The sequence below is a fragment of the Corynebacterium canis genome (assembly GCF_030408595.1).
Taxonomy (GTDB): Bacteria; Actinomycetota; Actinomycetes; order Mycobacteriales; family Mycobacteriaceae; genus Corynebacterium; species Corynebacterium canis.
In genome coordinates this window covers 2,451,711-2,476,677 of record NZ_CP047080.1, presented here as the reverse complement: position 1 = coordinate 2,476,677, position 24,967 = coordinate 2,451,711, and the positions used below count along the sequence as shown (strand labels likewise).

Annotated in this window: 14 protein-coding genes, 2 tRNA genes and 1 CRISPR repeat array (1 of these 17 running past the window's edge); of the genes, 7 read left to right on the top strand and 9 right to left on the bottom strand. The window is 58.2% G+C overall.

The window, feature by feature from the left end; all coding sequences use genetic code 11:
- Positions 1-8,434: direct repeats of the CRISPR family, unit length 28 nt; unit sequence GGAACATCCCCGCGTGAGCGGGGAAAAC (it extends 2,219 nt beyond the left edge of the window).
- 85 nt (positions 8,435-8,519) lie between these two features.
- From cas2e to cas3, 8 genes are all read right to left on the bottom strand, one after another.
- Positions 8,520-8,861: a type I-E CRISPR-associated endoribonuclease Cas2e gene (gene cas2e / locus CCANI_RS10930; protein ID WP_146324096.1), complete on the bottom strand. Its 342-nt coding sequence runs from the start codon at positions 8,859-8,861 to the stop codon at positions 8,520-8,522.
- 3 nt (positions 8,862-8,864) lie between these two features.
- Entirely contained in the window at positions 8,865-9,830 is a 966-nt protein-coding gene (gene cas1e / locus CCANI_RS10925) for a type I-E CRISPR-associated endonuclease Cas1e (protein WP_146324097.1), read from the bottom strand.
- 7 nt (positions 9,831-9,837) lie between these two features.
- Positions 9,838-10,479 (bottom strand): type I-E CRISPR-associated protein Cas6/Cse3/CasE, encoded by a 642-nt coding sequence (cas6e, locus tag CCANI_RS10920; RefSeq protein ID WP_290211553.1) that lies wholly within the window; start codon positions 10,477-10,479, stop codon positions 9,838-9,840.
- Between the two features lie 17 nt (positions 10,480-10,496).
- Positions 10,497-11,198, bottom strand: coding sequence for a type I-E CRISPR-associated protein Cas5/CasD (gene cas5e / locus CCANI_RS10915; RefSeq protein ID WP_146324099.1), 702 nt, complete (start codon positions 11,196-11,198; stop codon positions 10,497-10,499).
- Positions 11,198-12,337 carry a type I-E CRISPR-associated protein Cas7/Cse4/CasC gene (gene cas7e / locus CCANI_RS10910; RefSeq protein WP_146324100.1) on the bottom strand — a complete coding sequence of 380 codons (1,140 nt, stop codon included), beginning with the start codon at positions 12,335-12,337 and terminating at the stop codon, positions 11,198-11,200. The genes cas5e and cas7e overlap by 1 nt, the downstream gene beginning before the upstream one ends.
- Positions 12,338-12,366: 29 nt before the next feature.
- Entirely contained in the window at positions 12,367-12,990 is a 624-nt protein-coding gene (gene casB / locus CCANI_RS10905; RefSeq protein WP_146324101.1) for a type I-E CRISPR-associated protein Cse2/CasB, read from the bottom strand.
- Positions 12,987-14,603 (bottom strand): type I-E CRISPR-associated protein Cse1/CasA, encoded by a 1,617-nt coding sequence (gene casA, locus CCANI_RS10900; protein ID WP_281284994.1) that lies wholly within the window; start codon positions 14,601-14,603, stop codon positions 12,987-12,989. Before casA ends, casB begins: the two co-directional genes overlap by 4 nt.
- Before the next feature lie 119 nt (positions 14,604-14,722).
- Positions 14,723-17,572: a CRISPR-associated helicase Cas3' gene (gene cas3 / locus CCANI_RS10895; RefSeq protein ID WP_146324103.1), complete on the bottom strand. Its 2,850-nt coding sequence runs from the start codon at positions 17,570-17,572 to the stop codon at positions 14,723-14,725.
- A gap of 446 nt (positions 17,573-18,018) precedes the next feature.
- On the opposite strand from cas3, the gene cmrA reads away from it, so the two are divergent.
- The 7 genes from cmrA to CCANI_RS10860 all read left to right on the top strand — a co-directional run bounded on the left by cmrA (position 18,019) and on the right by CCANI_RS10860 (position 24,544).
- Complete coding sequence (gene cmrA, locus CCANI_RS10890; protein WP_146324104.1) at positions 18,019-18,819, top strand: mycolate reductase; 801 nt, start codon at positions 18,019-18,021, stop codon at positions 18,817-18,819.
- Entirely contained in the window at positions 18,819-19,451 is a 633-nt protein-coding gene (orn, locus tag CCANI_RS10885) for an oligoribonuclease (RefSeq protein ID WP_146324105.1), read from the top strand. Before cmrA ends, orn begins: the two co-directional genes overlap by 1 nt.
- A 45-nt stretch (positions 19,452-19,496) precedes the next feature.
- Positions 19,497-19,569 (top strand) — tRNA-His (locus CCANI_RS10880).
- A gap of 350 nt (positions 19,570-19,919) precedes the next feature.
- The gene (locus tag CCANI_RS10875; protein ID WP_146324106.1) at positions 19,920-20,147 is read left to right on the top strand and encodes a hypothetical protein; all 228 of its coding nucleotides are present in this window, start codon (positions 19,920-19,922) and stop codon (positions 20,145-20,147) included.
- 235 nt (positions 20,148-20,382) lie between these two features.
- On the top strand, positions 20,383-22,299 hold the full coding sequence (locus CCANI_RS10870; protein ID WP_146324107.1) for a beta-glucoside-specific PTS transporter subunit IIABC: 1,917 nt from the start codon (positions 20,383-20,385) through the stop codon (positions 22,297-22,299).
- Positions 22,300-22,316: 17 nt separating this feature from the next.
- Positions 22,317-23,729 carry a glycoside hydrolase family 1 protein gene (locus CCANI_RS10865; protein ID WP_146324108.1) on the top strand — a complete coding sequence of 471 codons (1,413 nt, stop codon included), beginning with the start codon at positions 22,317-22,319 and terminating at the stop codon, positions 23,727-23,729.
- Positions 23,726-24,544: a PRD domain-containing protein gene (locus tag CCANI_RS10860; RefSeq protein ID WP_146324109.1), complete on the top strand. Its 819-nt coding sequence runs from the start codon at positions 23,726-23,728 to the stop codon at positions 24,542-24,544. The genes CCANI_RS10865 and CCANI_RS10860 overlap by 4 nt, the downstream gene beginning before the upstream one ends.
- Before the next feature lie 303 nt (positions 24,545-24,847).
- Here CCANI_RS10860 and CCANI_RS10855 read toward each other — a convergent pair.
- Positions 24,848-24,921: transfer RNA gene (locus tag CCANI_RS10855), tRNA-Arg, on the bottom strand.
- Positions 24,922-24,967: the final 46 nt, after the last annotated feature.

Genomic DNA, 24,967 nt, shown 5'->3' with positions numbered 1-24,967 from the left:
GAAAACGTCGGCGGCGAGCGCCACTGACGCGATGCTCGCGGAACATCCCCGCGTGAGCGGGGAAAACCCTCGTACCACGCGAAAAGTTGATTGGGATAAGGGAACATCCCCGCGTGAGCGGGGAAAACTGCCAGCCGGCTTTCAACGCAGACACGATATCAGGAACATCCCCGCGTGAGCGGGGAAAACAAGCGATCCATCGCACCATTCATACCCGCCAACGGAACATCCCCGCGTGAGCGGGGAAAACCCGAACTTTTGGGTATTGAAGAGGATTCGTTTAGGAACATCCCCGCGTGAGCGGGGAAAACACATGCGAAACACTATTCCGCTCACACCACTTCGGAACATCCCCGCGTGAGCGGGGAAAACTCGGGACGCCTTTGGGTGGATTGTTGACGCCGCGGAACATCCCCGCGTGAGCGGGGAAAACCCGTGAAGTTGGTCACACCTATGGGTGTGAAACGGAACATCCCCGCGTGAGCGGGGAAAACGCAACTTCTCCCACTGCTTACCGAATTCCTCAAGGAACATCCCCGCGTGAGCGGGGAAAACCCGCTAGAAGCGGGGTGATAGCTTTAGTGATACGGAACATCCCCGCGTGAGCGGGGAAAACGAACGTCTACAGTAGCCGAGCTGTGGCAGGTTCGGAACATCCCCGCGTGAGCGGGGAAAACCTCATCAAAGAAGTGCCCGTCAAGGCGTGCTCAGGAACATCCCCGCGTGAGCGGGGAAAACCGATCAGGCGGCGGGGGTCGCCGACCCGATAGCGGAACATCCCCGCGTGAGCGGGGAAAACTCATCCTCAGTCAAAACCCCAGTGACTGTGATAGGAACATCCCCGCGTGAGCGGGGAAAACCGTGTGTGCTTTGTCCCGCCCTGGGGCGTTGTCGGAACATCCCCGCGTGAGCGGGGAAAACAGTTGGATTGTTTGGGGTTGTCAACTATGACGAGGAACATCCCCGCGTGAGCGGGGAAAACATCTTTCGCAAAACCCTGTAGGACCTTTTTGTCGGAACATCCCCGCGTGAGCGGGGAAAACTAGCCACACCTAGAATCATTGGGTGGTCCCGTGGGAACATCCCCGCGTGAGCGGGGAAAACCGTTTCCGCATTTCCCCAACCACATCAATCAGTGGAACATCCCCGCGTGAGCGGGGAAAACAGCTGATCGCGTGGGAAATGTTGAACAGGTAGCGGAACATCCCCGCGTGAGCGGGGAAAACCAATTGTTCCTAAAGGGTTTTGTGATTATTTTCGGAACATCCCCGCGTGAGCGGGGAAAACGAAAACGACCAGCACCCCCTCACCGTGTGCCGCGGAACATCCCCGCGTGAGCGGGGAAAACGCTGATGCTGTCCTGCATCTCGCCGAGCGTGTCGGAACATCCCCGCGTGAGCGGGGAAAACCTTCGACGCAACAACTCCTCCAGGATCTGCCGAGGAACATCCCCGCGTGAGCGGGGAAAACTCAGGTGGAGCTCATCGAGCTAACCATAGCCACGGAACATCCCCGCGTGAGCGGGGAAAACTGACGGGGTCGAGGTGCTTGGAAATGAAGATGCGGAACATCCCCGCGTGAGCGGGGAAAACGCCCCCGCCTGCCGTGGTAGTGATGTATCAGCAGGAACATCCCCGCGTGAGCGGGGAAAACGGTGTGAATACAGAATCCGGCTTATCAAATTCAGGAACATCCCCGCGTGAGCGGGGAAAACCGGGGGTAGCCCCCGTGGGGTAGCCTAAAGCACGGAACATCCCCGCGTGAGCGGGGAAAACCCCATCTTCACGACGCCTTTCGAAGTGAGCCGCGGAACATCCCCGCGTGAGCGGGGAAAACCACCACCGCTTCGGGTAACAAAAACCTGGTTGAGGAACATCCCCGCGTGAGCGGGGAAAACCGCAGGCATCATACGCAACGTAGCCACAAACTCGGAACATCCCCGCGTGAGCGGGGAAAACGATTTCGATTGATGTTGTGGACGGCGATAAGGCGATGCGGAGGAACATCCCCGCGTGAGCGGGGAAAACGGGGTTGAAAACCGGTTGGCAGTGGCTTGTGAAGGAACATCCCCGCGTGAGCGGGGAAAACGCGTGGGGGTCAGGGGCCTCTCTCTCCGGGGTGGGAACATCCCCGCGTGAGCGGGGAAAACGTGGTACGCCGCAAGCACATCAAAATGGTATGCGGGAACATCCCCGCGTGAGCGGGGAAAACCCGTGCATCGCGTGGACTACGGCTACTGATTGAGGAACATCCCCGCGTGAGCGGGGAAAACAGAGCGCTCCACCGCCAGGGCGGAAACCCAGGAGGAACATCCCCGCGTGAGCGGGGAAAACTGGGGCACCGCAACAATCCTGCGTTCATGCGTCGGAACATCCCCGCGTGAGCGGGGAAAACCGCCCAAGCTGCTCAACCGAAAGGAACACGTGCGGAACATCCCCGCGTGAGCGGGGAAAACCCAATCGAATCGAGCTAAACCACATGGCATCAAGGAACATCCCCGCGTGAGCGGGGAAAACCCCGGCGACCTGCGCGATCAGTGGGGCGACGGCGGAACATCCCCGCGTGAGCGGGGAAAACGAAAGCTCAAGCCCAGGCCTGGGCAGACAAAAAGGAACATCCCCGCGTGAGCGGGGAAAACCAACTGTTGCTCGTACGCTTCAACCGCCATGGCGGAACATCCCCGCGTGAGCGGGGAAAACGTCCAAGAACTCACCGACGGTGAAAACGGTGTCGGAACATCCCCGCGTGAGCGGGGAAAACGAAAACGACCAGCACCCCCTCGTGGTCTGCAACGGAACATCCCCGCGTGAGCGGGGAAAACCATCATACCAGGATCTGGAGTCAAATGGCCTCAGGAACATCCCCGCGTGAGCGGGGAAAACCGCTCGTGCATAGCTGCCCATCTTCACCACGCCTGGAACATCCCCGCGTGAGCGGGGAAAACGCGCACGCACCGCCGCAGAGGCAGCGGAGCGCCGGAACATCCCCGCGTGAGCGGGGAAAACGTACTGCCCTTCAACAAAATCGGCCGCACCTCCGGAACATCCCCGCGTGAGCGGGGAAAACGTAGGAGTAACACCCGATTACACGAACACCAGCGGAACATCCCCGCGTGAGCGGGGAAAACATAACCCGACGTTCGGCCCTGCGATCTGTCAGAGGAACATCCCCGCGTGAGCGGGGAAAACGGACCTGCTGCGCGAAATGAATTTGCTCCCCTCGGAACATCCCCGCGTGAGCGGGGAAAACGCTCGATTCCAGCCTCGATGATCGATGCCACGCGGAACATCCCCGCGTGAGCGGGGAAAACCGGGTTGCCTGCCTACTTCGTTGCGATCGTCAAGGAACATCCCCGCGTGAGCGGGGAAAACAAATCAAGGAACACGGCAGCATCAAAGAACACCGGAACATCCCCGCGTGAGCGGGGAAAACCACGCCCCGGATATCGGTGGGCGGTGGAACGAAGGAACATCCCCGCGTGAGCGGGGAAAACATGCGCTTGGCGTCTTCGACCTCGATGGTGAGAGGAACATCCCCGCGTGAGCGGGGAAAACAGTGCGGACAACCAAGCTGCATATTCCTTGCCCGGAACATCCCCGCGTGAGCGGGGAAAACCTGGTCACCGCCGGTAAAGGCGGCTTTGAGTTCGGAACATCCCCGCGTGAGCGGGGAAAACATCCAACCATTGTGTCAGCGTAGGGGCGATTAAGGAACATCCCCGCGTGAGCGGGGAAAACGGGCCGCCCGCGTAGTACTGGCCATTGCCGTCCGGAACATCCCCGCGTGAGCGGGGAAAACTGGGCCACAGCGGAAAGTCACCATGGTTGGTAAGGAACATCCCCGCGTGAGCGGGGAAAACTGGACGGCGACAAGGCTATGCGCATTGTGTTGCGGAACATCCCCGCGTGAGCGGGGAAAACTTCCACACATAGGCAAGCGAATTGATAATCCAAGGAACATCCCCGCGTGAGCGGGGAAAACGCCGTCCGGAAGCGCGAGAGTCTGCACCTGCAAGGAACATCCCCGCGTGAGCGGGGAAAACTCGACGCGCACCGCGGTCGGAAAATACGTTTCCGGAACATCCCCGCGTGAGCGGGGAAAACAATTTTCGCTACCGCGTCAGCGGCGAGTTTGGCGGAACATCCCCGCGTGAGCGGGGAAAACATGTCACAACATATTCATATCGCGGGTCCATAAGGAACATCCCCGCGTGAGCGGGGAAAACAATTCGGCGTGCCCGAATTTGAGCACAAACAAAGGAACATCCCCGCGTGAGCGGGGAAAACAGCGGCAATCATTACCCAATCGGTAGGCGGGCCGGAACATCCCCGCGTGAGCGGGGAAAACGCCGTGCCCAAGGGCACGGCGGTGCTTGGCGCAGGAACATCCCCGCGTGAGCGGGGAAAACGCCACAGTTGCCGCGAAGGGCGGCGCCGCCGCCGGAACATCCCCGCGTGAGCGGGGAAAACCTGATGGGGTCCGCTACCATGACCAACGCTACGGGAACATCCCCGCGTGAGCGGGGAAAACGACCGATATACCTTGGAGGCTCGGCCATGACGAGGAACATCCCCGCGTGAGCGGGGAAAACTTGCCACAGTGTGATCTTCACCGCTTTGACGGAGGAACATCCCCGCGTGAGCGGGGAAAACTTCAGGTATGTTCGGCGGCGAAACATACCAAGCGGAACATCCCCGCGTGAGCGGGGAAAACAGTTCGAGGCCCGTGTGAAGTGGGCCACCATCCGGAACATCCCCGCGTGAGCGGGGAAAACTTGGGTGACAATGAAGTCCTTGAGCGCGACCAAGGAACATCCCCGCGTGAGCGGGGAAAACTCGAGTATCGGGCGAGTATTGTACGGGTCCGACGGAACATCCCCGCGTGAGCGGGGAAAACACGGCGTTACCCCCGCTACTATCGCCTTTGCGCGGAACATCCCCGCGTGAGCGGGGAAAACGAGGCTGTGGTGCATGCAGATGGGTGGCGGCTGGGAACATCCCCGCGTGAGCGGGGAAAACTTCCCAGCGCTCCCATGTATTGGTGTTCGGGAGGGAACATCCCCGCGTGAGCGGGGAAAACGCACCATCGCATCCATTCTCGCGATGGCGAACCGGAACATCCCCGCGTGAGCGGGGAAAACACAGTGAGCTTCTTCCGCATCAATCACCCGGACGGAACATCCCCGCGTGAGCGGGGAAAACTTTCTCCCACTTGATGAGCCATCGTCCGAGGCCGGAACATCCCCGCGTGAGCGGGGAAAACCTCGAGCCGATCTGGCCCGTCATAATAGATGCAGGAACATCCCCGCGTGAGCGGGGAAAACTCGGAGCCGCCCTCGGCCCCGCCCTGGGCCTGAGGAACATCCCCGCGTGAGCGGGGAAAACCGAATCTTCGCGCTGCGCGCCGCCAGAATCTCCGGAACATCCCCGCGTGAGCGGGGAAAACTGCCGGTGGATAGTGCTGTGGGAAACGCCGATCGGAACATCCCCGCGTGAGCGGGGAAAACATTCTTCCACGTCAACGATGCACTCGAAGACCCGGAACATCCCCGCGTGAGCGGGGAAAACGCTCTGGTGCCGGATTTCCAGCAGTTTTACAGCGGAACATCCCCGCGTGAGCGGGGAAAACGCGGCTGTTGCATGGTCGCCCGCTGCCGGAGTCGGAACATCCCCGCGTGAGCGGGGAAAACCGATCCTGCCGCTGTTGCCGCAAATCATCGAGCGGAACATCCCCGCGTGAGCGGGGAAAACCGGTGGTGCATTTTGGCTGGCCGAAGCGGCAAAGGAACATCCCCGCGTGAGCGGGGAAAACCCACCGCCTGGCCACCCCACATAATCTGACCATGGAACATCCCCGCGTGAGCGGGGAAAACAGCAGGCCCTAAAAAACGCATCTGCGCTGCGACGGAACATCCCCGCGTGAGCGGGGAAAACCGCCTGCTCGGCGACCGCCTCCGAGGCGGCGGTGGAACATCCCCGCGTGAGCGGGGAAAACCGGTGGTGCATTTTGGCTGGCCGAAGCGGCAAAGGAACATCCCCGCGTGAGCGGGGAAAACTTGTGAGTAGCCTACAAGCGGGCTGGCAGTGGCGGAACATCCCCGCGTGAGCGGGGAAAACTCGCGGTCAAAGCGGCACGCCTGTCACATTCACGGAACATCCCCGCGTGAGCGGGGAAAACTGATTACTGTCATATCTGCACTTGTCGGTGCGCGGAACATCCCCGCGTGAGCGGGGAAAACATAGTCCGTCCACCTGTGGCGTGAATTTGCGAAGGAACATCCCCGCGTGAGCGGGGAAAACGTGCGGTGAACCGGTACCGCCACGCGCGTCATAGGAACATCCCCGCGTGAGCGGGGAAAACTCGGTTTGTTGGATAACGCAAATTACTCGAACGGGAACATCCCCGCGTGAGCGGGGAAAACCGCGGTCAAAGCGGCACGCCTGTCACATTCACCGGAACATCCCCGCGTGAGCGGGGAAAACTTCCGCCGTTTTTAAATTTTTTGTCGCTTGCGCGGAACATCCCCGCGTGAGCGGGGAAAACAGTGCGGTACAAATTGCCGCCGCTGAAGAAAAAGGAACATCCCCGCGTGAGCGGGGAAAACAGACGGCATCGATGAGCTGCTGGAATGCATCTAGGAACATCCCCGCGTGAGCGGGGAAAACAATGCGCTGATTATCACCGCCATACAGCGTTAAGGAACATCCCCGCGTGAGCGGGGAAAACCTCCGAGGCGGTCGCAGAGCAGGCCGCCCCCGGGGAACATCCCCGCGTGAGCGGGGAAAACACCTGGGAGTCCCTCGCCGACCGCCTGGCCGAGGGAACATCCCCGCGTGAGCGGGGAAAACTCACGCCCGTAATGCGGTTTAGCGTCACAAGGTGGAACATCCCCGCGTGAGCGGGGAAAACGTTTGCGAACACGGACTGAATGCGAGATGGGAAGGAACATCCCCGCGTGAGCGGGGAAAACCAGGAACCTGACCTCGGTCATGCGTTCTTGGGCGGAACATCCCCGCGTGAGCGGGGAAAACTCGTGCAAGCGGAGGCGTTTCGTGCGGCGACCAGGAACATCCCCGCGTGAGCGGGGAAAACCGACCCGATCGCGCCCAGGACTTCGCCTTGAACGGAACATCCCCGCGTGAGCGGGGAAAACGATGTTGCTCCGCCGCGAATAGTTCATCTCGAAGGAACATCCCCGCGTGAGCGGGGAAAACCGTTTGACGCAGCTTAAGCGCGCTACACAGGAGGGAACATCCCCGCGTGAGCGGGGAAAACCCGCATTCGCGGATCCGTGACGATGCGGAGCTCGGAACATCCCCGCGTGAGCGGGGAAAACCTGGGATCACGATCCCCTGATCGAGAACACTTCGGAACATCCCCGCGTGAGCGGGGAAAACTTGTCCAACTTTCCACGCCCGAATTCATGCAACGGAACATCCCCGCGTGAGCGGGGAAAACTTCGTCGGCACCTTCGCCGGGTCGCTCGCTTCCGGAACATCCCCGCGTGAGCGGGGAAAACCTAGGCACCGCGTGGGAAGAACTCAAAGCCGCCGGAACATCCCCGCGTGAGCGGGGAAAACCAGGCTGAAGCCACCCATATAAGCTGCGGCGGCGGAACATCCCCGCGTGAGCGGGGAAAACCGAAGATACGTCCCTCGAGCTGGCTGCGTTGACGGAACATCCCCGCGTGAGCGGGGAAAACCGTCGATCAGCGGGCGTTCATCGCCCCATCCGCGGAACATCCCCGCGTGAGCGGGGAAAACCAATCACACATAGCGTCATGCCAGATGTCCGCAGGAACATCCCCGCGTGAGCGGGGAAAACGATCCACGCCTTCGTGAATCGTCGGCGAGGATGGGAACATCCCCGCGTGAGCGGGGAAAACTAGTAGCGGGGGTAACGCCGTGGTCAGATGGCAGGAACATCCCCGCGTGAGCGGGGAAAACGTGTGCGTGGATTTTGGCAGGGCGGGCGGTGGAGGAACATCCCCGCGTGAGCGGGGAAAACCCATTTGAGACGCATGCACAGGTCCGTAAAATCGGAACATCCCCGCGTGAGCGGGGAAAACCCATGGCTGGTGCGCGACATATGCGTTCACCACGGAACATCCCCGCGTGAGCGGGGAAAACTCACCCGCGAAGGCGACCGTACAGAGATTGGTCGGAACATCCCCGCGTGAGCGGGGAAAACTCGGATTGACCACAATAGGCCAGCCAACCTGTCGGAACATCCCCGCGTGAGCGGGGAAAACTGAAAGTCCGCGGAGATGAAAAAATCCGTGGGCGGAACATCCCCGCGTGAGCGGGGAAAACTGTACGTCGCTGTATTGGTCTCGGTCGACCAGCGGAACATCCCCGCGTGAGCGGGGAAAACGCTTTGTATCCATGTGGGGGGCGGGGCTGTGAGGGAACATCCCCGCGTGAGCGGGGAAAACACTTGTTCAGCAGCGAGTTTGGTTCCGCACTCCGAATTCTACATTTAATTTAGCCTAAATGTAAATATGGGGCTGATGTGAAGTGTCAGCCGAACCTGCGGCGTCTCGCAGCATTTGACCAACCAGGCTTAAGGTTTGTTTTCTGCACCTGTTTGGTTGGCCTTCGTATGAGTAGTAGTCCGTCATGGTCTTCGGGAATCCAATCGTGGCGGTGTACTTTGTACGCATAGCCTTGTTCGGTCTCCCTAGTGCTGTAGGTCATGAGAGCTCTTCCGGTTTTCACCTCCGTTTTCACTAAGTCCCATAGTTTTTCGCGTATGCGTGGGTTGACCTTGCCGACGAACACTCCGGCGCTGATCTCGGCTAACCATCGAGTTAGGTGTCCGCGAAGACTTTCGGGACACGACGTTAGTATTACTGTGATCACGGCTTACTCATTAGCGTAGTTTCTTCCACCAGCTACGTTGGCTCTTCGGTTGTCCCATAGTTCGACGATTTCGGCCTCAAATCCTGTGTCCGCTGCTACGGGGTCATCGGGGAGCAACAAGTGTTTGATGTCGGTCACTAGTCGTTCAACAATCTTGGACTGTTTAAAGGCGTTGCGGCAGGCGCGGCGTACGTAGGAAGGCAGTTCGTCTGGCATGAATCCCATGTCTTGCATTGTTTGCACAGATTCAAACGCAATAGGGATCGTGACTTCTGCTTTGTACAGGTCTGCCACATCGTACACGAATGATCGATCGTGCCCGGTGTGAATAATCCCCAGCCCGGGTGAGCAACCTAGCGCAACGATTGCCGCATGTGTAATGCCGTACAAACTGGTGTGGGCAGCTGAAAGGGCCATGTTAATAGGGTCAGACGCTGCGAAATTGTCCATTTCGTACTCTCGTCCGTTCCATTCCACGCCGGTGGCTTTCGCCGATTCTCTATACACTTTGCGTACTCGTGCGCCTTCGCGCCCGCGTAGTTGTTGCATGGTTTGTTTGCTTACGTTTTCGCCTTCGAATCGCATGTTGTACATTTGCCGAGCGGCAGCGAGTCGGAGTCGTTCGTTGCTCACAATTTTTGCTTGGGCTTCGAGTAGGCGAGTGCTGCGTCCGATGGGTCGGCCGTGTGCGTAATAGCGCACGCCTTCTTCCCCCACCCAGATGACCGACATGCCGCTGTCGGCGATGACGGTCATGGCTTGGTGCGTTACCCGGGTGCCTGGCCCCAACATAAGTACGGAAAGTGTTGCACTGGGTATGTGCACCACTCCGCGTTCGTCCGTCGCGGTGAGCGCGCTTGAGCTTTTGCCGATGGTGCAATGCTCGAGGTAGAGGAAGCTCACACGATCCTCAGCACGTAGTAGCTCCGAGGGTTTCGATGGTCGTATGCCGGGGATTTCTTTGCTCATTGCTTGCTCACATTGCCGCCAGCGTCAGCATGCCGAGGCCGTAACCTTTTCCCTTGCCGACGCCGCGTACCAGGGCGTCGGCAAGCAGCTTAGGGTCGGTGACAGTCAGGACGCCGTCGAGTTGTACCCGCGCAAGGGTGACGGTTTGTTTCTCACGCCGGAAACGTAGGGTTTTGTCTTCGGTGACGGTTATTGCAGGGATCTCTGCGCCGTCGTTGTCGGTAGTGAGGAATCTGGCGCCGATTTGTTCGGATCGGTTGGTCAGCCACGAGATTTGTTCGTGCTCACGTACGAGTGGAAGGCGGCGCTTTTTGCCATCTTCGCAGCGTGCGGTCACCACAGGGTTTGCTGCGAGGCGAAAGCGGTATTGCTGTCCTTTGATTAGGCGGTTCAGCAATGGCGCGTAGTCGCGTGTTTCCCAAGTGACCTCGTTTGCCCATCCGGCTTGTTCTTGCAGGTGCTCAAATGATGGGACGGTGCTGCTGGTCAGCCAAAGTGTAACTTCGTGCTGATTGCGATCGATGCGCCAAAGGATGCGGGCATCGGTCTGTTCCTTGTTGGGAGGGAAACAACACATGACAGCTGCGTGGAGCGATCGGGGGTTCGCTAGGAATTGTGCCGTCTTCCGCCGGTGTGGGTTCAAATCCATACGGCTTAAGTAGGGCATTAGGCACCTCCAATCAGTTCGAATGGGTTGTGATCTCGAGTTTGGCGACCGTCGGGGTTTTCGAATAGCGGTGTAAAGCGATGGACCACCCCGCGTAGGTTGTGTTGGCGGTGACGTTGTTCGAAGTTAACCGGAACGTCGCGGATGAATTCATCTGCTTGTTCGCCAGGTAATTGGTCGCGTGAGATCGCTAGTTGTACCCGTGCTGGCTGCTTCTTCCTGTACCAAGTGGCGGCGAGCCACTCGTGGTTTACTAGAGCCTTATCGAGTGTTTGTTCGTGAATTCCGAGGGTGATGTTCCCTGATGGGGGACACGAACGGCGGCCCAGAAACAATGGGTATGCCGGGCTTTTTACTGCCGCTTCGAGGGATTCTAGGAAGGTCCGGTTGCCCTCGATCACTACAAGGAAGCGAGCATCCGCAAGGTAATCTCGGTAGGTCAGAGCTTTGGATTTGCCGGTGCGCCAGTCGATTTCGGTTTGAAAATCTGTGATGACACGGCCGACCTGATCTGTGCGTACGCCAAAGCGTAGGTCGAGCAAGTCTTCGAGGGGGTCGCTGCGGCGTCGCCCTTGGGCGGCGGCTAGGAGGCCGAAAACACCGCTTTTGGTGGGTTCTCGGCGAGTCGCTCGATGGTTAAACCTCGAGGAATCTCCCCACGCCTGCATTGGCCCCGCGAAACGGAGGAGCAATACTGACATTAGGCATCCTCATTAAGCTTGATGTTGCGGACGGCATCACCGGCGGTAGAGATGAGCTCGGGCAGATTTACCTTGTTGCCCAGTTTTTCCAGCGCGGAGATAGCCTCTGCTGCGGTGGCGCCACCTGTGGCAAGGAACACGCAGGTTTCGGGCTCGCTGCCGTAAGCTTCGTCGGACTCGAAGGCATGTTCGGCGAGTTTGCGGGTGGCTTCCGTTACGCGGCCGGAAGTGTTGGTGATCGCCGTTTCAAATGCCTCGACAAAGTTGACGGGCTGATCGGAACGTACCGACAGCAGTGCGAGTTCAGGGCGAGTCCGGTTGGCAAAGGTGTTTTGCTTGCCGGTGGGCATCGAAGTGATGAGCGACTGCGCAAACGCTTCAACTGCACGGACTGCTGCTTCCTGAGAACCGAGGTTCTTGATCAGCTCGGTGACGTTGATCGTCGCGTAGCGGTACAGTGTAGAGCTAACGAATTCCACGGTTCCGATCATGCCGGCACCAGCGTTGTCTTCAGGAGCGTTGTCATCAACGGCCGTGAAGTAATCAAACTCAGTGTCGCTGGCATGAACGCCGATTGCGTGTGCGACCTGGCAGCAAGCGTCGGCGTTGAGCTCTGGGGCGTCGGCAATCATGCGGCCAAATAGGCTGACGTCGATGGAGTGCTGGTCTTGCACGGCTGCCTTCGCCTGCTTTTTGTCCACCTTGCCGCTTTCCGCGGACTCGACGGCCAGTTTAGCCAGGGCCTGGATTTGGCGGCGAGCGAGGAACAGAAGATAACCAGTGACAGGACGCGTAGCATCGGCATCAGCCTCTTTCTTTTTGGGAGCTTGGACCTTGATGCCTGAAGCGGTGAGCGCATCCTTTGCGAGCTCTTGGGCACGATCCGCCAGTTCAGGGTTGCTTTCGATGATTGCCTCAGCGATTCGGTCGACCGCGAACATGGTGCGCTCACCGAGATCGTTGCGATCGAGGAATTTTTCGAAGTCTTTGCGGATTGCGCGCTTCCATGCTTGGCTGGAGACGCGGGCACGGCGTACACCACCGAATACCGCAGACTTGGGGCTACCGCTGTCATCGCGGTTGATGTTGGCCGGGCCGACAGTCTGCAGGATGTGGAAGTCAAGGTAAAGATTGGACATGGGTAGACCTTTCAGATCAGTGAGGTGGGTTAGGAATCTTTGTGGGTGCGGTACAGTTGGCGCGCCCAATTGAGACGAACCGACTTGGCGGATTCGGGGAATTGCAGCTCGTACAAATCCGAGGCGAGGCGACCGTAGTCCAACGCAATGTTTTCGGTACGGAACAGCTTGATTAATCCGCGCAGGTGGTACACGAGGGCATCGAAAGTCTGAGCCGTTGTAATTGCGGTGAATCGGCGCATGATTGCTTTGGATTCGTCAGGGTTGGCGGGATTGGCAAGCTGGCGGATCGCATCGCCTAACCCTGGTGAGGTGGTGAGGCGATTACCTTCATCCTTGGATGCGACATGCATGTATTTGTCGGTTTTAGATTGCTGATGCAGCGCATACAGGGTGATCGCGTGATAGGCTGCGTTTTCCGCCTTGCTTGGGGCATCGCCCCGACCGATCAGCTCTTCTGGGAAGCCTTGCGAAAATACTTGCCAGGTTTCTGGGGTGGCACCCAGCGGTTTTCCGACCGCTCGGCGAAAGCGGGCGAGGTCTGCGCGGGCTGCGGGGTTTCCGGTCGTGTATTGGTTTTGCAAATACTCGATGCGGGCACGAGTGAAGCCTGCGACGCGGGATCTTTTGGGCATTGGTTTTGTGTCCGTCATTGCTGCGGGTCTCCTTTCGGTTTCGGTAGGGATTTGTTGATTTCTGCAAAGAACCAGGCCTCGGCTTGACCGACTGTGTAGAGGCGATCGTCTATTTCGCGGCCGGTCCAAGCTGCGGGGGAGGTTCGTTGCACTAATGTGGCACCTTCATCTTTTACGAGATATCGAAGTTGGTCGGTCCATTGCTGGAGTTCGACTTCCGCTTCTTTTTCGGAAATGGTGAGGCGACTAAGCCAATCGCGGAACAACGGGTCAATGAGACCGAATACTGATTTGCGAGTGGACTCGGTTGCAGTGGCTGGTTCTCCACCTTCAGCGCGGGCAAGATTTCCAGCGAATTTGGCAAGTGCGTTGGCGGCGATATCGGCGCGTTGCACAGCTGTTGCCACGATTGCTCGTAGCTGTTCCCCTTCAGTTGTTGCGAGGAGTGCAGGGAAGGTCAGGGAATCTTGGATCACTTGATCTATCACTGCGCTCTGGGTTCCGTAGATGACTGAGGTGACCTCGAGGTTCATTCGGAAAGATGTAGGTAATATCCGGCGGGTAGTGAGTTCGCCGACCCATTCCACGGTCGTTGCTGGGTATGAAGCGTGGACCGATTGCTTGTCGGGTGCTTTTACCATGTTCTCGGAACTTGGGGGGAGTAGTGTTTCGAGTCCACGCCACATTGCTCGGCCGGGCTGCAATCCACTTGGCATGTAAATTGGTTGCTTGGCTTTGGATGATTGTGGTTTGGAGTAACGCCAGGGGGACATGTATTCATTGCCGCGTTGATTCGTGTAATCGACTGGATCACCGTTACAGATGAGTACCCCGGTAACCAGTCCGTGTTCTTCCTTGAGCCGAATCCGACGTTGAGGCCAAGTGATTAGGGAGACTTGACCCCATGCCTGTGCTTCGGGCCGAGCACTGGAGGTCAATGGCTTTTCTTCCCAAATTGGAAGATCCTTTTCAAAGGTATCGTCGTCGAGTTCACGATTGGCTACAAAGTTGAGAGCAAGTGTTTCAAACAGGTTTTGACCTTTGATCGTGGTGCATCCCAGCCAGCCGCTCCACCCGATACCCATTGGGTAGCCTTTCCCGCCTTTCACGCGTTTATCGCCGACTGCGCCAGATTTTATTCCGGAGTAGTCGAACGCGTTGGCGTGAATCAACCAGCGAGCTGCGGTTGCAGGATCGATCGGAGCATCTGGATCGAGTTGGTTGTACAAAGCGCCTGCCCCGGGGCTGTCTGAAATCAGCACACCGAGGTCTTTCCAATCGCCTTTCTGGGTGTGAAGGCTTGGAGTTTGGAGAAACGGAGCTGTCTCGTCGAACAAATCGAAGCGGTGTTCCCAAGTGTCCAAGTACGCATTAATAGAATCGCTTGGGAATTCACCTGCAATCCACCACAACTTCCAGATTTCGAAGGGGTCTCCTTCTTCCAGTTGTTCGATGGTTGCGCGGTAGAGAATAGCGAGCAGAATTCTGCGAATTCCGAAGTCCATGCTGGGTAGTTCGGCGGCAACGTCGAGGTAGTCTCCCGCATGGTTCAGTGCAGTTCTGATGCTGATGAGTTCGGTGGATCCGCTCGTATTAATCACGGGGATCCACGGTGAACTTACCAGGTTCATCGAGGTTGGGGGCATGGGCTGATCCTTCTTGAGAAATCAAGCTCGAAGTTTTCTCGAGCAACCCAAACGTTAGTACCCGTTGACTCGATCGTCAACCCCACACCCCAACAGCGACTAAGTTAAACACTTCTTTCGGGGGTGGTCACTGTGAGCCCGAGCTTCCTATCGTAGCGAACTAAAAGCCCAGCTAAATCGGCTTTTAGATCTTCATCCAGAATGAGCGGCAACTCCCCTCGGAGCCAATGCGAACGTTGCCATGATTCTATTCCATTTTGCTCGAGCTCACTGATTACCCGATTGGCAAGAGATCCTCTGGCAAGGAATGCGGGTAACGATACGGTGCACATTGACGTGCATCGCGCGAGCTCATCGTCGATGCCAGCAGTCATATCTACGCGCGCGCCGGGATACGTGTCTAAAAACGGCAATGTGCGGAGCTCATCGTTAACTCGTTGCACCAAGATCACGTCTAAGGAGTCTTCTGCATCGCGAACTTGAGCTCGTCCACGGTGGTTATCGTCGGCCTCCCCAGCCGTCCCAGTATCAAACCCTGTTAGCGGTTCAGTCTTTGGAATTTTGATGCGGTAACTCTTTGCTTTTTCAATTAAGGCAGCCTCGTGTTCCCTTCTCTCTTGCTCCGCTTCTTCCCATATGGATTCCCAGCCAACTGGAGGGGTTAGATCCTCCGAATACGCGCTGCGGACCAGTCCAGAGACATCGCGCGGAGACTCGATCGATGAGCCACTTGTTTGTATGTGGCCCTGAACAGTAGCGAGTGTTTTTAGCAGCAACGCTCTTCCGTAGACGGCTTCACTTCCTCCGTCGAAGGTTGGCGGCTGGGAATTCGTAAACCCTCCAGTTACTAATCGCGCGGTTGATAGGTTTGATGGGCGGAGATTGTGGTGTTCAGCGTGTCTGTGCAATCGCCCAGCTCGCTGGATCAACAAATCCATAGGCGCTATGTCTGTGTAGAGCAGATCGAAATCGATGTCGAGGGATTGCTCAATTACCTGTGTCGCGACCACGATTAACTTCTTTGGCCGGTCTTTTTGTTGCGGGCCAAGCTTTCGTACTAGTTCTTTTTCCATTTTCCGACGTTCCGTTGCCGCGAACCGAGAATGTAGAAGAACAATTTCATTTTCTGAAAAGTGGTTGGAGAGCTGTTGGTAGAGCGTTTGCGCACGATTGACTGTATTGCAGATTGCGGCGATGCAGCCCCCGTTCGAAGAGTTTTCGATGATTAGCTCCGCTATGTCAGAGACTTCTTCACCAATAAATTCCAGATTGTATTGGGCTTTCCGTGTCGAAGGTTTTAGAGCTTTGAATTCTGTGTTATCTGAAGCGGCAACACTGATTAATGGATAACCAGTTTGGGATTGCGCTTCAGTTTCGTCTGTTTTCCGTGTCGAACGACCGTACGACTTCGCGCTGAACATGCAGGCACCTTGCTTGTACGCGGAAAGGAGCGCGGCTCGGCGTTTCGGGTGTAGCGTGGCGGACAGTGCGATGACTGGGACTCCCATGGCGCCAAGCCATTGGAGAGCGCGCTCCAAATACACCATCATGTATGTATCGGATGCGTGAATCTCATCAAATATGACGACCTTGCCACTGAGTCCAACGTGCCTGAGCATTAAATGTTTCGAACTAAGTGCTGCGAATAGGACTTGATCAATCGTCCCCACCGTAAAGTTTGCGAGAGACGATGTTTTTCGGCCACGCAGCCACCAGTGGGCGTATATCGATTTTGGCCTCGTTTCGTCATACCTTGATTGATCATCGTCATAAACATTTTCGATGTATTTCGGGGCGAACAATTCGCGATACGTTTCGTTGAATTGCGCGCGACCATGAGTTAAGACTGCACTTGCTTGGGTTCCTGCCTGCAATGTAGTTCCTAGCCACGCGATAACTCGTGGGAATATTCCGTCGCTCGTTGCGCAAGTTGGAAGTGCAAACGTGATTCCATTTAATTCGAATTTACAAGCAAGGATTTCGGCTGCCGCAAGGGCGGCTTCGGTCTTTCCTTCGCCTGTCGGTGCCTCAATGAGCATGAGGCACGGTTCATTGGCGTCCCGCGCGAGACTTATCGCGGCCTCTTGTATTGGACGCAGGCTAGCTTCGCTCGGAAGTTTGAAACGTGACGCAAACAATTCGGCGTCGCTGGTTGGCGGTAAAGGCTCCCACTGGGGTGGTAACTGGAGCTGATCCAGTGCATTGTCGGTGCGTTCGTCGCTGGGGGATAAATCGGTGAGGGGAAACAAGCTCTGATTGGAAGCGATCCAGTCGCACATCACGAGGAGTCCGCTGAGGATAAGTTGGCTCGATTGCGATAGTTTGATCTGCCTCAGTGTTTTGAGATCTTCGTCCGTTATCCCGGCCGTAGCAATGGCGCGTTCCCACCAGCCCATTCGCTCTTGGTGCCATTCTGGAAACTCAATTTTTTCCCGTAGGTACTGGGGGTTATTGTTCATGAGCTGATGGCTCGGAAACCGACCGTGGTGGGAAGCAACGATCGAGGCGATCGCTTCAAAAGCTTGCAAATAGTTATCTTCGATGGCCTCCTGGTACCAGTCTCGGAAACTCAACCCACTAACTATGGCGTGAGGCACCATTCGGCGTTCGTCTGGCGTCAGGGTTAAAAACTTGGCCCCGCCATCAATCATGTGGTCTTTGAGAGATGGAACCTGCATGGCAAACGCACTGCTATGTTTGCCGATGTCGTGGCCGGCAGCGACGAGCACTGCGATCTTTTTCGCCAGGAGCGCATCGCCACCGCATTCTCGCGTAATCAATGAGCGCGCATTGCCAGACAACCATTCGTCCCACAGACACCAAGCGACGCATGCGGCATCATCAAGATGTCGAAACAAGGGCATCCAGTCTTTTGTATCGAATTGAAACTTGGCCCAAGTTCGTTGTGGCACTCCCACCGGTTCCGGTTGGAGGTTGAGACACTGATCCTTCATGGTTGGAAAGCTCTCTCGAGACCGACAAACTGATTCAATAATATGCGAATGTCGAGCAGAGAAAGTGTAAGGCCCCTCACGCAAGCAAGTGTGAGAGGCCTGTGAATCCCCACTCACGTGGGGAAGGTTGTTCCCCCAACTGCCACTAACGGAACATCCCAGCGGGGTGCGGGGAAAGAGGGGGACGGGTCACAGTTTATGCGGAATTTGAAGCTTCGCATATTCGAATGAGATTTGTTGATCGATCCGAGACGGTATTGTCGCTGTCTTGTGCTGTCATTGGGCCTATCGGATGGCACGTCAGCTACACATTCCCTTCATTCCCTTGCCGCCACGCACACACTGGGACCCAAACCACCCACACCACCCACACCTAAACCCCACCTGCAAGACCGAGGTACCGGGTACGATGGTCGGCGAAGTGGAACTCTACTGGAAGGCATCGTATGTCCCTCCCTTCTCCCAGCGCTTCCGCCCGGGCGCTTGTTACCGGCGCTAGTCAGGGTATTGGCCGGGCGATTGCTCGGGATTTGGCCAAGCTTGGGCACAGCGTGATTCTGGTGGCCCGCCGCGAGCAGGTGTTGCAAGAATTCGCCGCGGATTTGGCCTCGCGCTATGGCGTTACCGCCGAGGTTCGCGCGTGTGATCTATCGGATCCGGAGCAGCGCGGAGCGCTTATTGCGGAGATCGCGGATCGGGAGGTGAACATCATTATTAATTCCGCCGGTACGGCGACTTTTGGCCCGTTTATGTCCCAGGATTGGCGGCGGGAGCAGCAGCAATTCGAACTGAATGCCACCGCCGTGTTTGAGCTTACGCGGGCGGTATTGCCGGGCATGTTGGCCCGCCGCGAGGGCGCGATTTTGAACGTCGGTTCGACGGCTGGCAATGTGCCCATCCCCAATAATGCGACGTATGTGTTCACCAAGGCCGGTGTGAACGCGTTTACGGAGGCGCTGCACTACGAGCTCAAGGGCACGGGCGTCACCTGCACGCTGTTGGCCCCCGGCCCGGTGCGGGAGGCCCATATACCCGCCGCGGAGATGACCATCGTGGACCGCGTGGTTCCGGGCTTTTTGTGGACCACCTATGACGCCTGCTCCGTGGAGGCCCTCGCAGCCCTTGCTGCTTCTCGACGTCGCGTCGTTCCAGGTCCGCTGTCAAAGCTTATGCACGTACTCACCGCTGTCCTGCCTACTGGTGTTATTGCGCCGGTGATCGGCGGGTTCTACAAGAAAATGGCGTAATGGAAATACCCCCAAAGAATGACCGGCTGGTCTGGATTGATCTTGAAATGACGGGGTTGGACCCCAAGCGCCACGTCATCGTCGAGGTCGCCGCATTAGTCACGGACGCCCAACTCAATATCATTGGCGAGGGCGTGGACCTAGTTATCCACGCCACCGAGGAAGAGCTGCGGGAAATGGATGGCTTTGTGGCCGAGATGCACCGCAGCAGCGGGCTTATCGACCAAATTCGCGAATCCGAGATCACGCTGCAGGACGCTGAAAACGCCGTTCTCGCGCTCGTCGAAAAGCATTGCGAAAAGGATCACCCCGCGCCGCTGGCTGGCAACTCCATAGCCACGGATCGCACCTTTATTCGGCAATACATGCCGCGCCTCGACGCCGCGCTGCATTACCGCATGGTGGATGTCTCCAGCATCAAAGAGCTCGCTAGGCGCTGGTACCCGCGGGCGTACTACAACCAGCCAACCAAAGGCATGGCGCACCGCGCGCTCGCCGATATCGTCGAATCCATACGCGAACTCGACTACTACCGGCGCAGCGTGTTCACCCCCGCGCCCGGCGTAACCACCGACCAAGCGTTGGAAGCATCGCGCGAATCCACCCACGCCTACCAGCAGTTTTTGCAATAGGCGGCCGGTGGGTTACTATAGTTCTCGCTGCATAACACAGCGATGGTGGCTGTAGTTCAGCTGGTAGAGCACCAGATTGTGATTCTGGTTGTCGCGGGTTCGAGCCCCGTCAGCCACCCCGAATTGAAACCCCGCATAGGCGAGACCGCCCGTGCGGGGTTTCGCTGTGCTTCCAGAGCTCTCGTTGTACACGTTATATTTTGTGAGGAAATATATTATTGGGTGGGGCGGGTTTTCGCGGGTACCCCCTTTGTATTTTCGCTGCGGCGAGTTTGAATGCAAGGCAGTATTATTGGCCTGAGACTTTGCTGATATTTAGTCGTGTGCCACTCAAATAAAAACTCGGCTTAATATATACCACCGCCCGAAATGCCTTAATCCGCACAACAACTTCGAACACACTTCCGTAAGCAATCGAGACTCAAGCCATGGGAGAACATCAATAATGACACATCCAAGGATCCTGCGGTGAAACCTATCATTATCGACGAATCGACTGGACAGCGTCTGTGGACTTCCGCGGAGGCCGCCGAAAACTGTGGGCTTTCGATCAAAACCTGGCACACCCATGTTGGCAGGAGCGCCCCGCAGCCCGTGGCCAAGCTTGACTACCGGACACCGTTGTGGGACCCGCGGGAAGTGCAATTTTGGCACGCCACCCGGCCGAAAGCCGCCAGCAGATTCCAGAATCACTGATTCGAACTCCCAGGCGCCGCAGCCCGCGACACGCCCCCAAAACCCCACATAAGTAATCCCCGTCACACCTATTGCTTTTGTGATGCAGCACGCCATACTTGATGTTCAAGTACCCATTCCGTTGGGTTTGAAGGATTGTGACCCGCTCCAGCGGGGCAAGACCTAAGCAGTTCGGTTTTCCGTGCGGCTTAGGTCTTTTTGCGTTTCAGGGCAGTTTTTAGGAAAGGAAAGGGCGATGGCCGTCAAGGCTGATTTTGAGGATTTGGCGCGGGAGGTGGTTGCCGCGTTCGGCGGTGCGGATAATATTCGCGGCGTGGTCCACTGCGCCACGAGATTGCGTTTCGCGCTTATCGACGCCGCGCGTGCGGACGTTAAGGCCGCGGAGTCGGCGCCGGGCGTGCTCACGGTGGTGACCGCAGGTGGCCAACACCAAGTGGTTGTGGGTAATGACGTCCCGTTTGCCTACGAGGCCGTGGTCGCCTTGCCGGGCATGCAAGGCAAGGGCGGTAAGGAATCTTCCACTGCGGAGCCTGCACCCAAGGAGAAGAAGAATCCGCTGGATGCCTTCGTGGATATCATTTCCGCGATTTTCACGCCGGTGTTGTGGGCCCTTGCCGGCATCGCGCTGGGCAAGGCCGGGTTGAGCATGGTGGCGCAATTCGGCTGGTTAAGCCCCGAAAGCACGGAATACATCGTGTTTAACGCCGCCGTGGATGGGTTGTTTACGTTCCTGCCGCTGTTTTTGGCGGTGACGGCGGCCCGCCGATTCCGAGCCAATGAGTTTATCGCGATGGCGGTGGTGGCGCCGCTGCTGCATCCCGATCTGGTTGCGCTGATGGGTGGGGAAGAGGCGCTGCGCTTCTTTGGGCTGCCGCTAACTTCCATGTCCTATGCGTCTTCGGTGATTCCCGCGATTGTGAGCGTGTGGGCGTTGAGCTATGTGCAGCGCGGTTTGGAAAAGGTGCTACCGAGCGCATTGCGGAACTTTATGGTCCCGTTGCTGTGCGTGATCGTTATGGTGCCGTTGGTTTTGCTCACCATCGGCCCCTTGACCATGCTGCTGGCCAATGGCATTTCCTCCGGTTTGCTCGCCATCTACCAGGCGATGCCCTGGCTGGCGGGCGCGTTGCTGGGCGGATTCTGGCAGGTACTGGTCATTTTCGGCTTGCACTGGGGCCTAGTGCCGGTGATGCTGAATGATCTTGCCACGGTTGGATACAGCACCATTATGGCCCCGCTGATGCCGGCGGTATTGGCCCAATGCGGCGCGGTGCTGGCGGTGGCGATTCGGACCCGAAACGCAAAGCGCCGCAAGCTTGCCTCCCCGGCGGCGGTGTCCGGATTCCTTGCCGGGGTGACCGAGCCGATCATTTACGGTGTGAACCTGCCGCTCAAGGTTCCGTTTATTATCGGTTGCGTCTCGGGCGCGATCGGCGGCGCGATCGTGGGTATCGGCGGCAACGCTCAAGACGCATTTGTGTTCCCATCGCTCTTGGCGTTTTCGGCGTCCTTTACCGTCGGCTCCATTTACACACAGGTGTTCGCCTCCGGGCTTGCGATCCTGCTGGCGTTTATCGGCACCTTTGTGATGCTGCCGTCCATCGAGCGCAAGGAAGAAGCCGAGGCGGCTGCCGCGGAAGCCGCGGCGGGGGAGGCGGCCGCGGAGGTCGCGGGCGCGGCGTCGATAAGCGGTACGGTGCCAGTCCTGTTGCCGGTGGCGGGCGAGGTAATCCCCCTGGCGGAGGTCGCGGACCCGGCGTTTTCAAGCGGAGCGATGGGCACGGGAACGGCGGTGCTGCCGACCAGCAACGAGTTCTTTGCCCCGGTCAGCGGCAAAGTGGTGGCGGCGCCGGCATCCGGGCACGCATACGGCATTCGCACGGAGGAGGGCGCGGAAATCCTCGTGCACATCGGCATCGACACGGTGAAGCTCAAGGGCGAGCATTTCGCGCCGCAGGTGCACAAGGGCGACACCGTCACCCGCGGCCAGCTGCTCGGCACGGCGGACGTGGCGGCTATCGCCGCCGCCGGTTTTGATCCAACAACTATCCTCGTGGTGACCAATCCAGCGAAATTCGCGGCCGTGCGGGTCCCCGAACACACTGGCGCCCCCGCCGTACGTGGGGAAGCCGGATTCTTGATCACCCTCTGATTAGAAAATAGGAGCAAATGATGGCTTTTCCCAAAGGTTTTCTCTGGGGCGGTGCGACCGCGGCGAACCAGATCGAAGGCGCATACAACGTCGACGGCAAAGGGCTATCCATCCAGGACGTGCTGCCGCGCGGCGTGATGGCACCGCCGACGCAGGAGCCCACGCCGGATAATCTCAAGCTGGAGGCGATCGATTTCTATCACCGCTACGCGGAGGACATCGCGTTGTTTGCGGAAATGGGGTTTAAGGTGTTCCGCTTTTCCATCGCCTGGTCGCGGATCTTCCCGCGTGGGGACGAGGAGGAGCCGAACGAGGCGGGCCTGGCCTTCTACGACCGTGTGTTGGATGAGCTGGAAAAGCATGGAATCGAACCCTTGGTCACGCTGAGCCACTATGAAACGCCGCTGGCACTGGCGCGCGAATACGGCGGCTGGCGCAACCGCAAACTCATCGGGTTTTTCGAACGTTATGCCGAAACGGTGTTTCGTCGCTACCGGGGCCGCGTGCGCTATTGGCTTACCTTTAATGAGATCAATTCGATCCTGCACCAGCCGTTCCTGTCCGGCGGCATCGAAACGCCGCGCGCGGAATTGACGGAGACGGAACTGTATCAGGCGATCCACCACGAGCTGGTGGCCTCCGGCAGCGTGACGCGCCTGGCGCATGAGATTGATCCGGAAAACAAGGTCGGGTGCATGGTTATCGGGATCCCGCGCTACCCGCTTACCCCGGCGCCGGATGATGTGTATAAGGCGCTGCATGAGACGCAATTAGATATTGCGTTCGGTGATATTCATTGCCGCGGTGCTTACCCGGGGTACCTGCTGCGGCACTTCCGTGAGCACGGCGTGGAGCTGGAAATCACCGATGCGGACCGCGAGGCAATCGCACACACCGTCGATTTTGTTTCCTTTTCGTACTATATGTCGGCGTGTGAATCCGCCGATCCGGCGAAGCAGACGAAGGGCGCGGGCAACCTTATGGGCGGCATCCCGAACCCCACCCTGGAGGCCTCCGAATGGGGCTGGCAGATCGACCCCGTGGGCTTGCGCATATTGCTGAATTTGTATTGGGACCGCTGGCAGAAACCGCTGTTTATCGTGGAAAACGGCCTCGGCGCCCGCGATGTGCTTGTCGACGCCCCGGCAGGCCCCACCGTGCACGACGACTACCGCATCAACTACATGCGTGATCACCTCGTGCAGGTGGGCGAGGCCCTTGCGGATGGGGTTGAGATCCTTGGCTATACCTCGTGGGGTTGCATCGACCTGGTGTCCGCTTCTACCGCACAAATGTCCAAACGCTATGGGTTTATCTATGTGGATCGCGACGATTCCGGGGCGGGCACCTTCCGGCGCTACCCCAAGGATTCCTTCGCCTGGTACCGGGATGTGATCGCTTCGAACGGAGAGGCGTTGAACAGCAGGTGAAAATCCTCCGGGTGCTGAACAATAACGTGGTGCTGGCCACCGATGATTCCGGCGGCGAGGTGATCCTCACCGGGTGGGGCGTGGGCTTTCAAACGAAGCCGGGCCGCCCGGTTGATCAATCGAAAGTCCAGCGGGTGTTTATCCCGGAGGGCAATCGCTCGAGCGATCACCTCGGCGAGCAGCTTGCCGCCATCCCGCCCGAGTTCATCGCGGCGGCCGACGATGCGCTGCAGGTTGTCGGCCGCAACCCCGGCACCGCGACCATTGTGGCGCTGGCAGATCACCTGCACCAGGCCAGCCTGCGGGCGGCAAAGCTGCAGGAGGAATACCACCCCTTGGCCACGGAAGTGAAGCACTTATACCCGGAGGAATATGCGGACGCCCGGCGTATCCTGGCGGCGATAAGCACCCAATTGGAGCTGGAATTGCCGCAGGTAGAGGCGGTTGCCATAGCCCTGCACCTGGTGAACGCAGGGCTGCGGGAAGGCGACCTGACGGACACCTACCTGATGACCGGCGTGTTTACCCAACTCTTTGAAATCATCGAACACAGCCTCGGTATCGAGGTTCCCCGGGAATCCGTCACGGCGGCGCGGTTTATTACACACATGCGATACCTCTTCGTCCGCGCCCGCCAGGGAACACAATTGCGAGAAGGTATGGCGGTGCTCAGCGAAAGCCTGCAGTATAGCCACCCCGAAGCGGTGGCCTGCGCCGGCCGATTGGCCGCCGTGCTCGCATTGCGCCTCGGCGAGCCGCTTACCGACGATGAAATCGCCTACCTAGCCCTGCACGTGGCGCGCCTGGAAGCTTGATTGGTCGGCTGGGGTTTGGAAACTGCCTGGCTGGACTGGGACCCTGCCCGCTCCGGATAGGTTGTGTGCAGCCGTTGACCTGCGATCGTCCTGAATTTCTTCATTGGGGTGCCGAACGAAGAATAAAAAGACGATTTGCAGCCTTTTTGGGCCAGATTCGTCCTGAATTTCTTCGTTAGACCCCCGAATGAAGAATAGAAAGACGAGCCCCAGGTCGGCGGTTGCGCACAACCCATCGCGGCGCGGCTGATGAGGGCGGTTGCGCACAACCCATCGCGGCGCGGGCGACCTGACATTAAAAAGCGCCCCCTGCAGGATTCGAACCCGCGACCAGCCGGGTAGAAACCGGATGCTCTAATCCACTGAGCTAAGGAGGCTTGAAGGTAAAAACCTTACTTCGGGAACTTTACCGCACACCCGTTT

Bases quoted from the DNA above. Each gene is read 5' to 3' on its own strand.
- cas7e (WP_146324100.1), bottom strand. From the start codon at position 12,337: ATGTCCAATCTTTACCTTGACTTCCACATCCTGCAGACTGTCGGCCCG.
- cas1e (WP_146324097.1), bottom strand. From the start codon at position 9,830: ATGAGCAAAGAAATCCCCGGCATACGACCATCGAAACCCTCGGAGCTA.
- cmrA (WP_146324104.1), top strand. From the start codon at position 18,019: ATGTCCCTCCCTTCTCCCAGCGCTTCCGCCCGGGCGCTTGTTACCGGC.
- cas5e (WP_146324099.1), bottom strand. From the start codon at position 11,198: ATGTCAGTATTGCTCCTCCGTTTCGCGGGGCCAATGCAGGCGTGGGGA.
- orn (WP_146324105.1), top strand. From the start codon at position 18,819: ATGGAAATACCCCCAAAGAATGACCGGCTGGTCTGGATTGATCTTGAA.
- casB (WP_146324101.1), bottom strand. From the start codon at position 12,990: ATGACGGACACAAAACCAATGCCCAAAAGATCCCGCGTCGCAGGCTTC.
- cas6e (WP_290211553.1), bottom strand. From the start codon at position 10,479: ATGGATTTGAACCCACACCGGCGGAAGACGGCACAATTCCTAGCGAAC.
- CCANI_RS10870 (WP_146324107.1), top strand. From the start codon at position 20,383: ATGGCCGTCAAGGCTGATTTTGAGGATTTGGCGCGGGAGGTGGTTGCC.
- casA (WP_281284994.1), bottom strand. From the start codon at position 14,603: ATGAACCTGGTAAGTTCACCGTGGATCCCCGTGATTAATACGAGCGGA.
- CCANI_RS10865 (WP_146324108.1), top strand. From the start codon at position 22,317: ATGATGGCTTTTCCCAAAGGTTTTCTCTGGGGCGGTGCGACCGCGGCG.
- cas3 (WP_146324103.1), bottom strand. From the start codon at position 17,572: ATGAAGGATCAGTGTCTCAACCTCCAACCGGAACCGGTGGGAGTGCCA.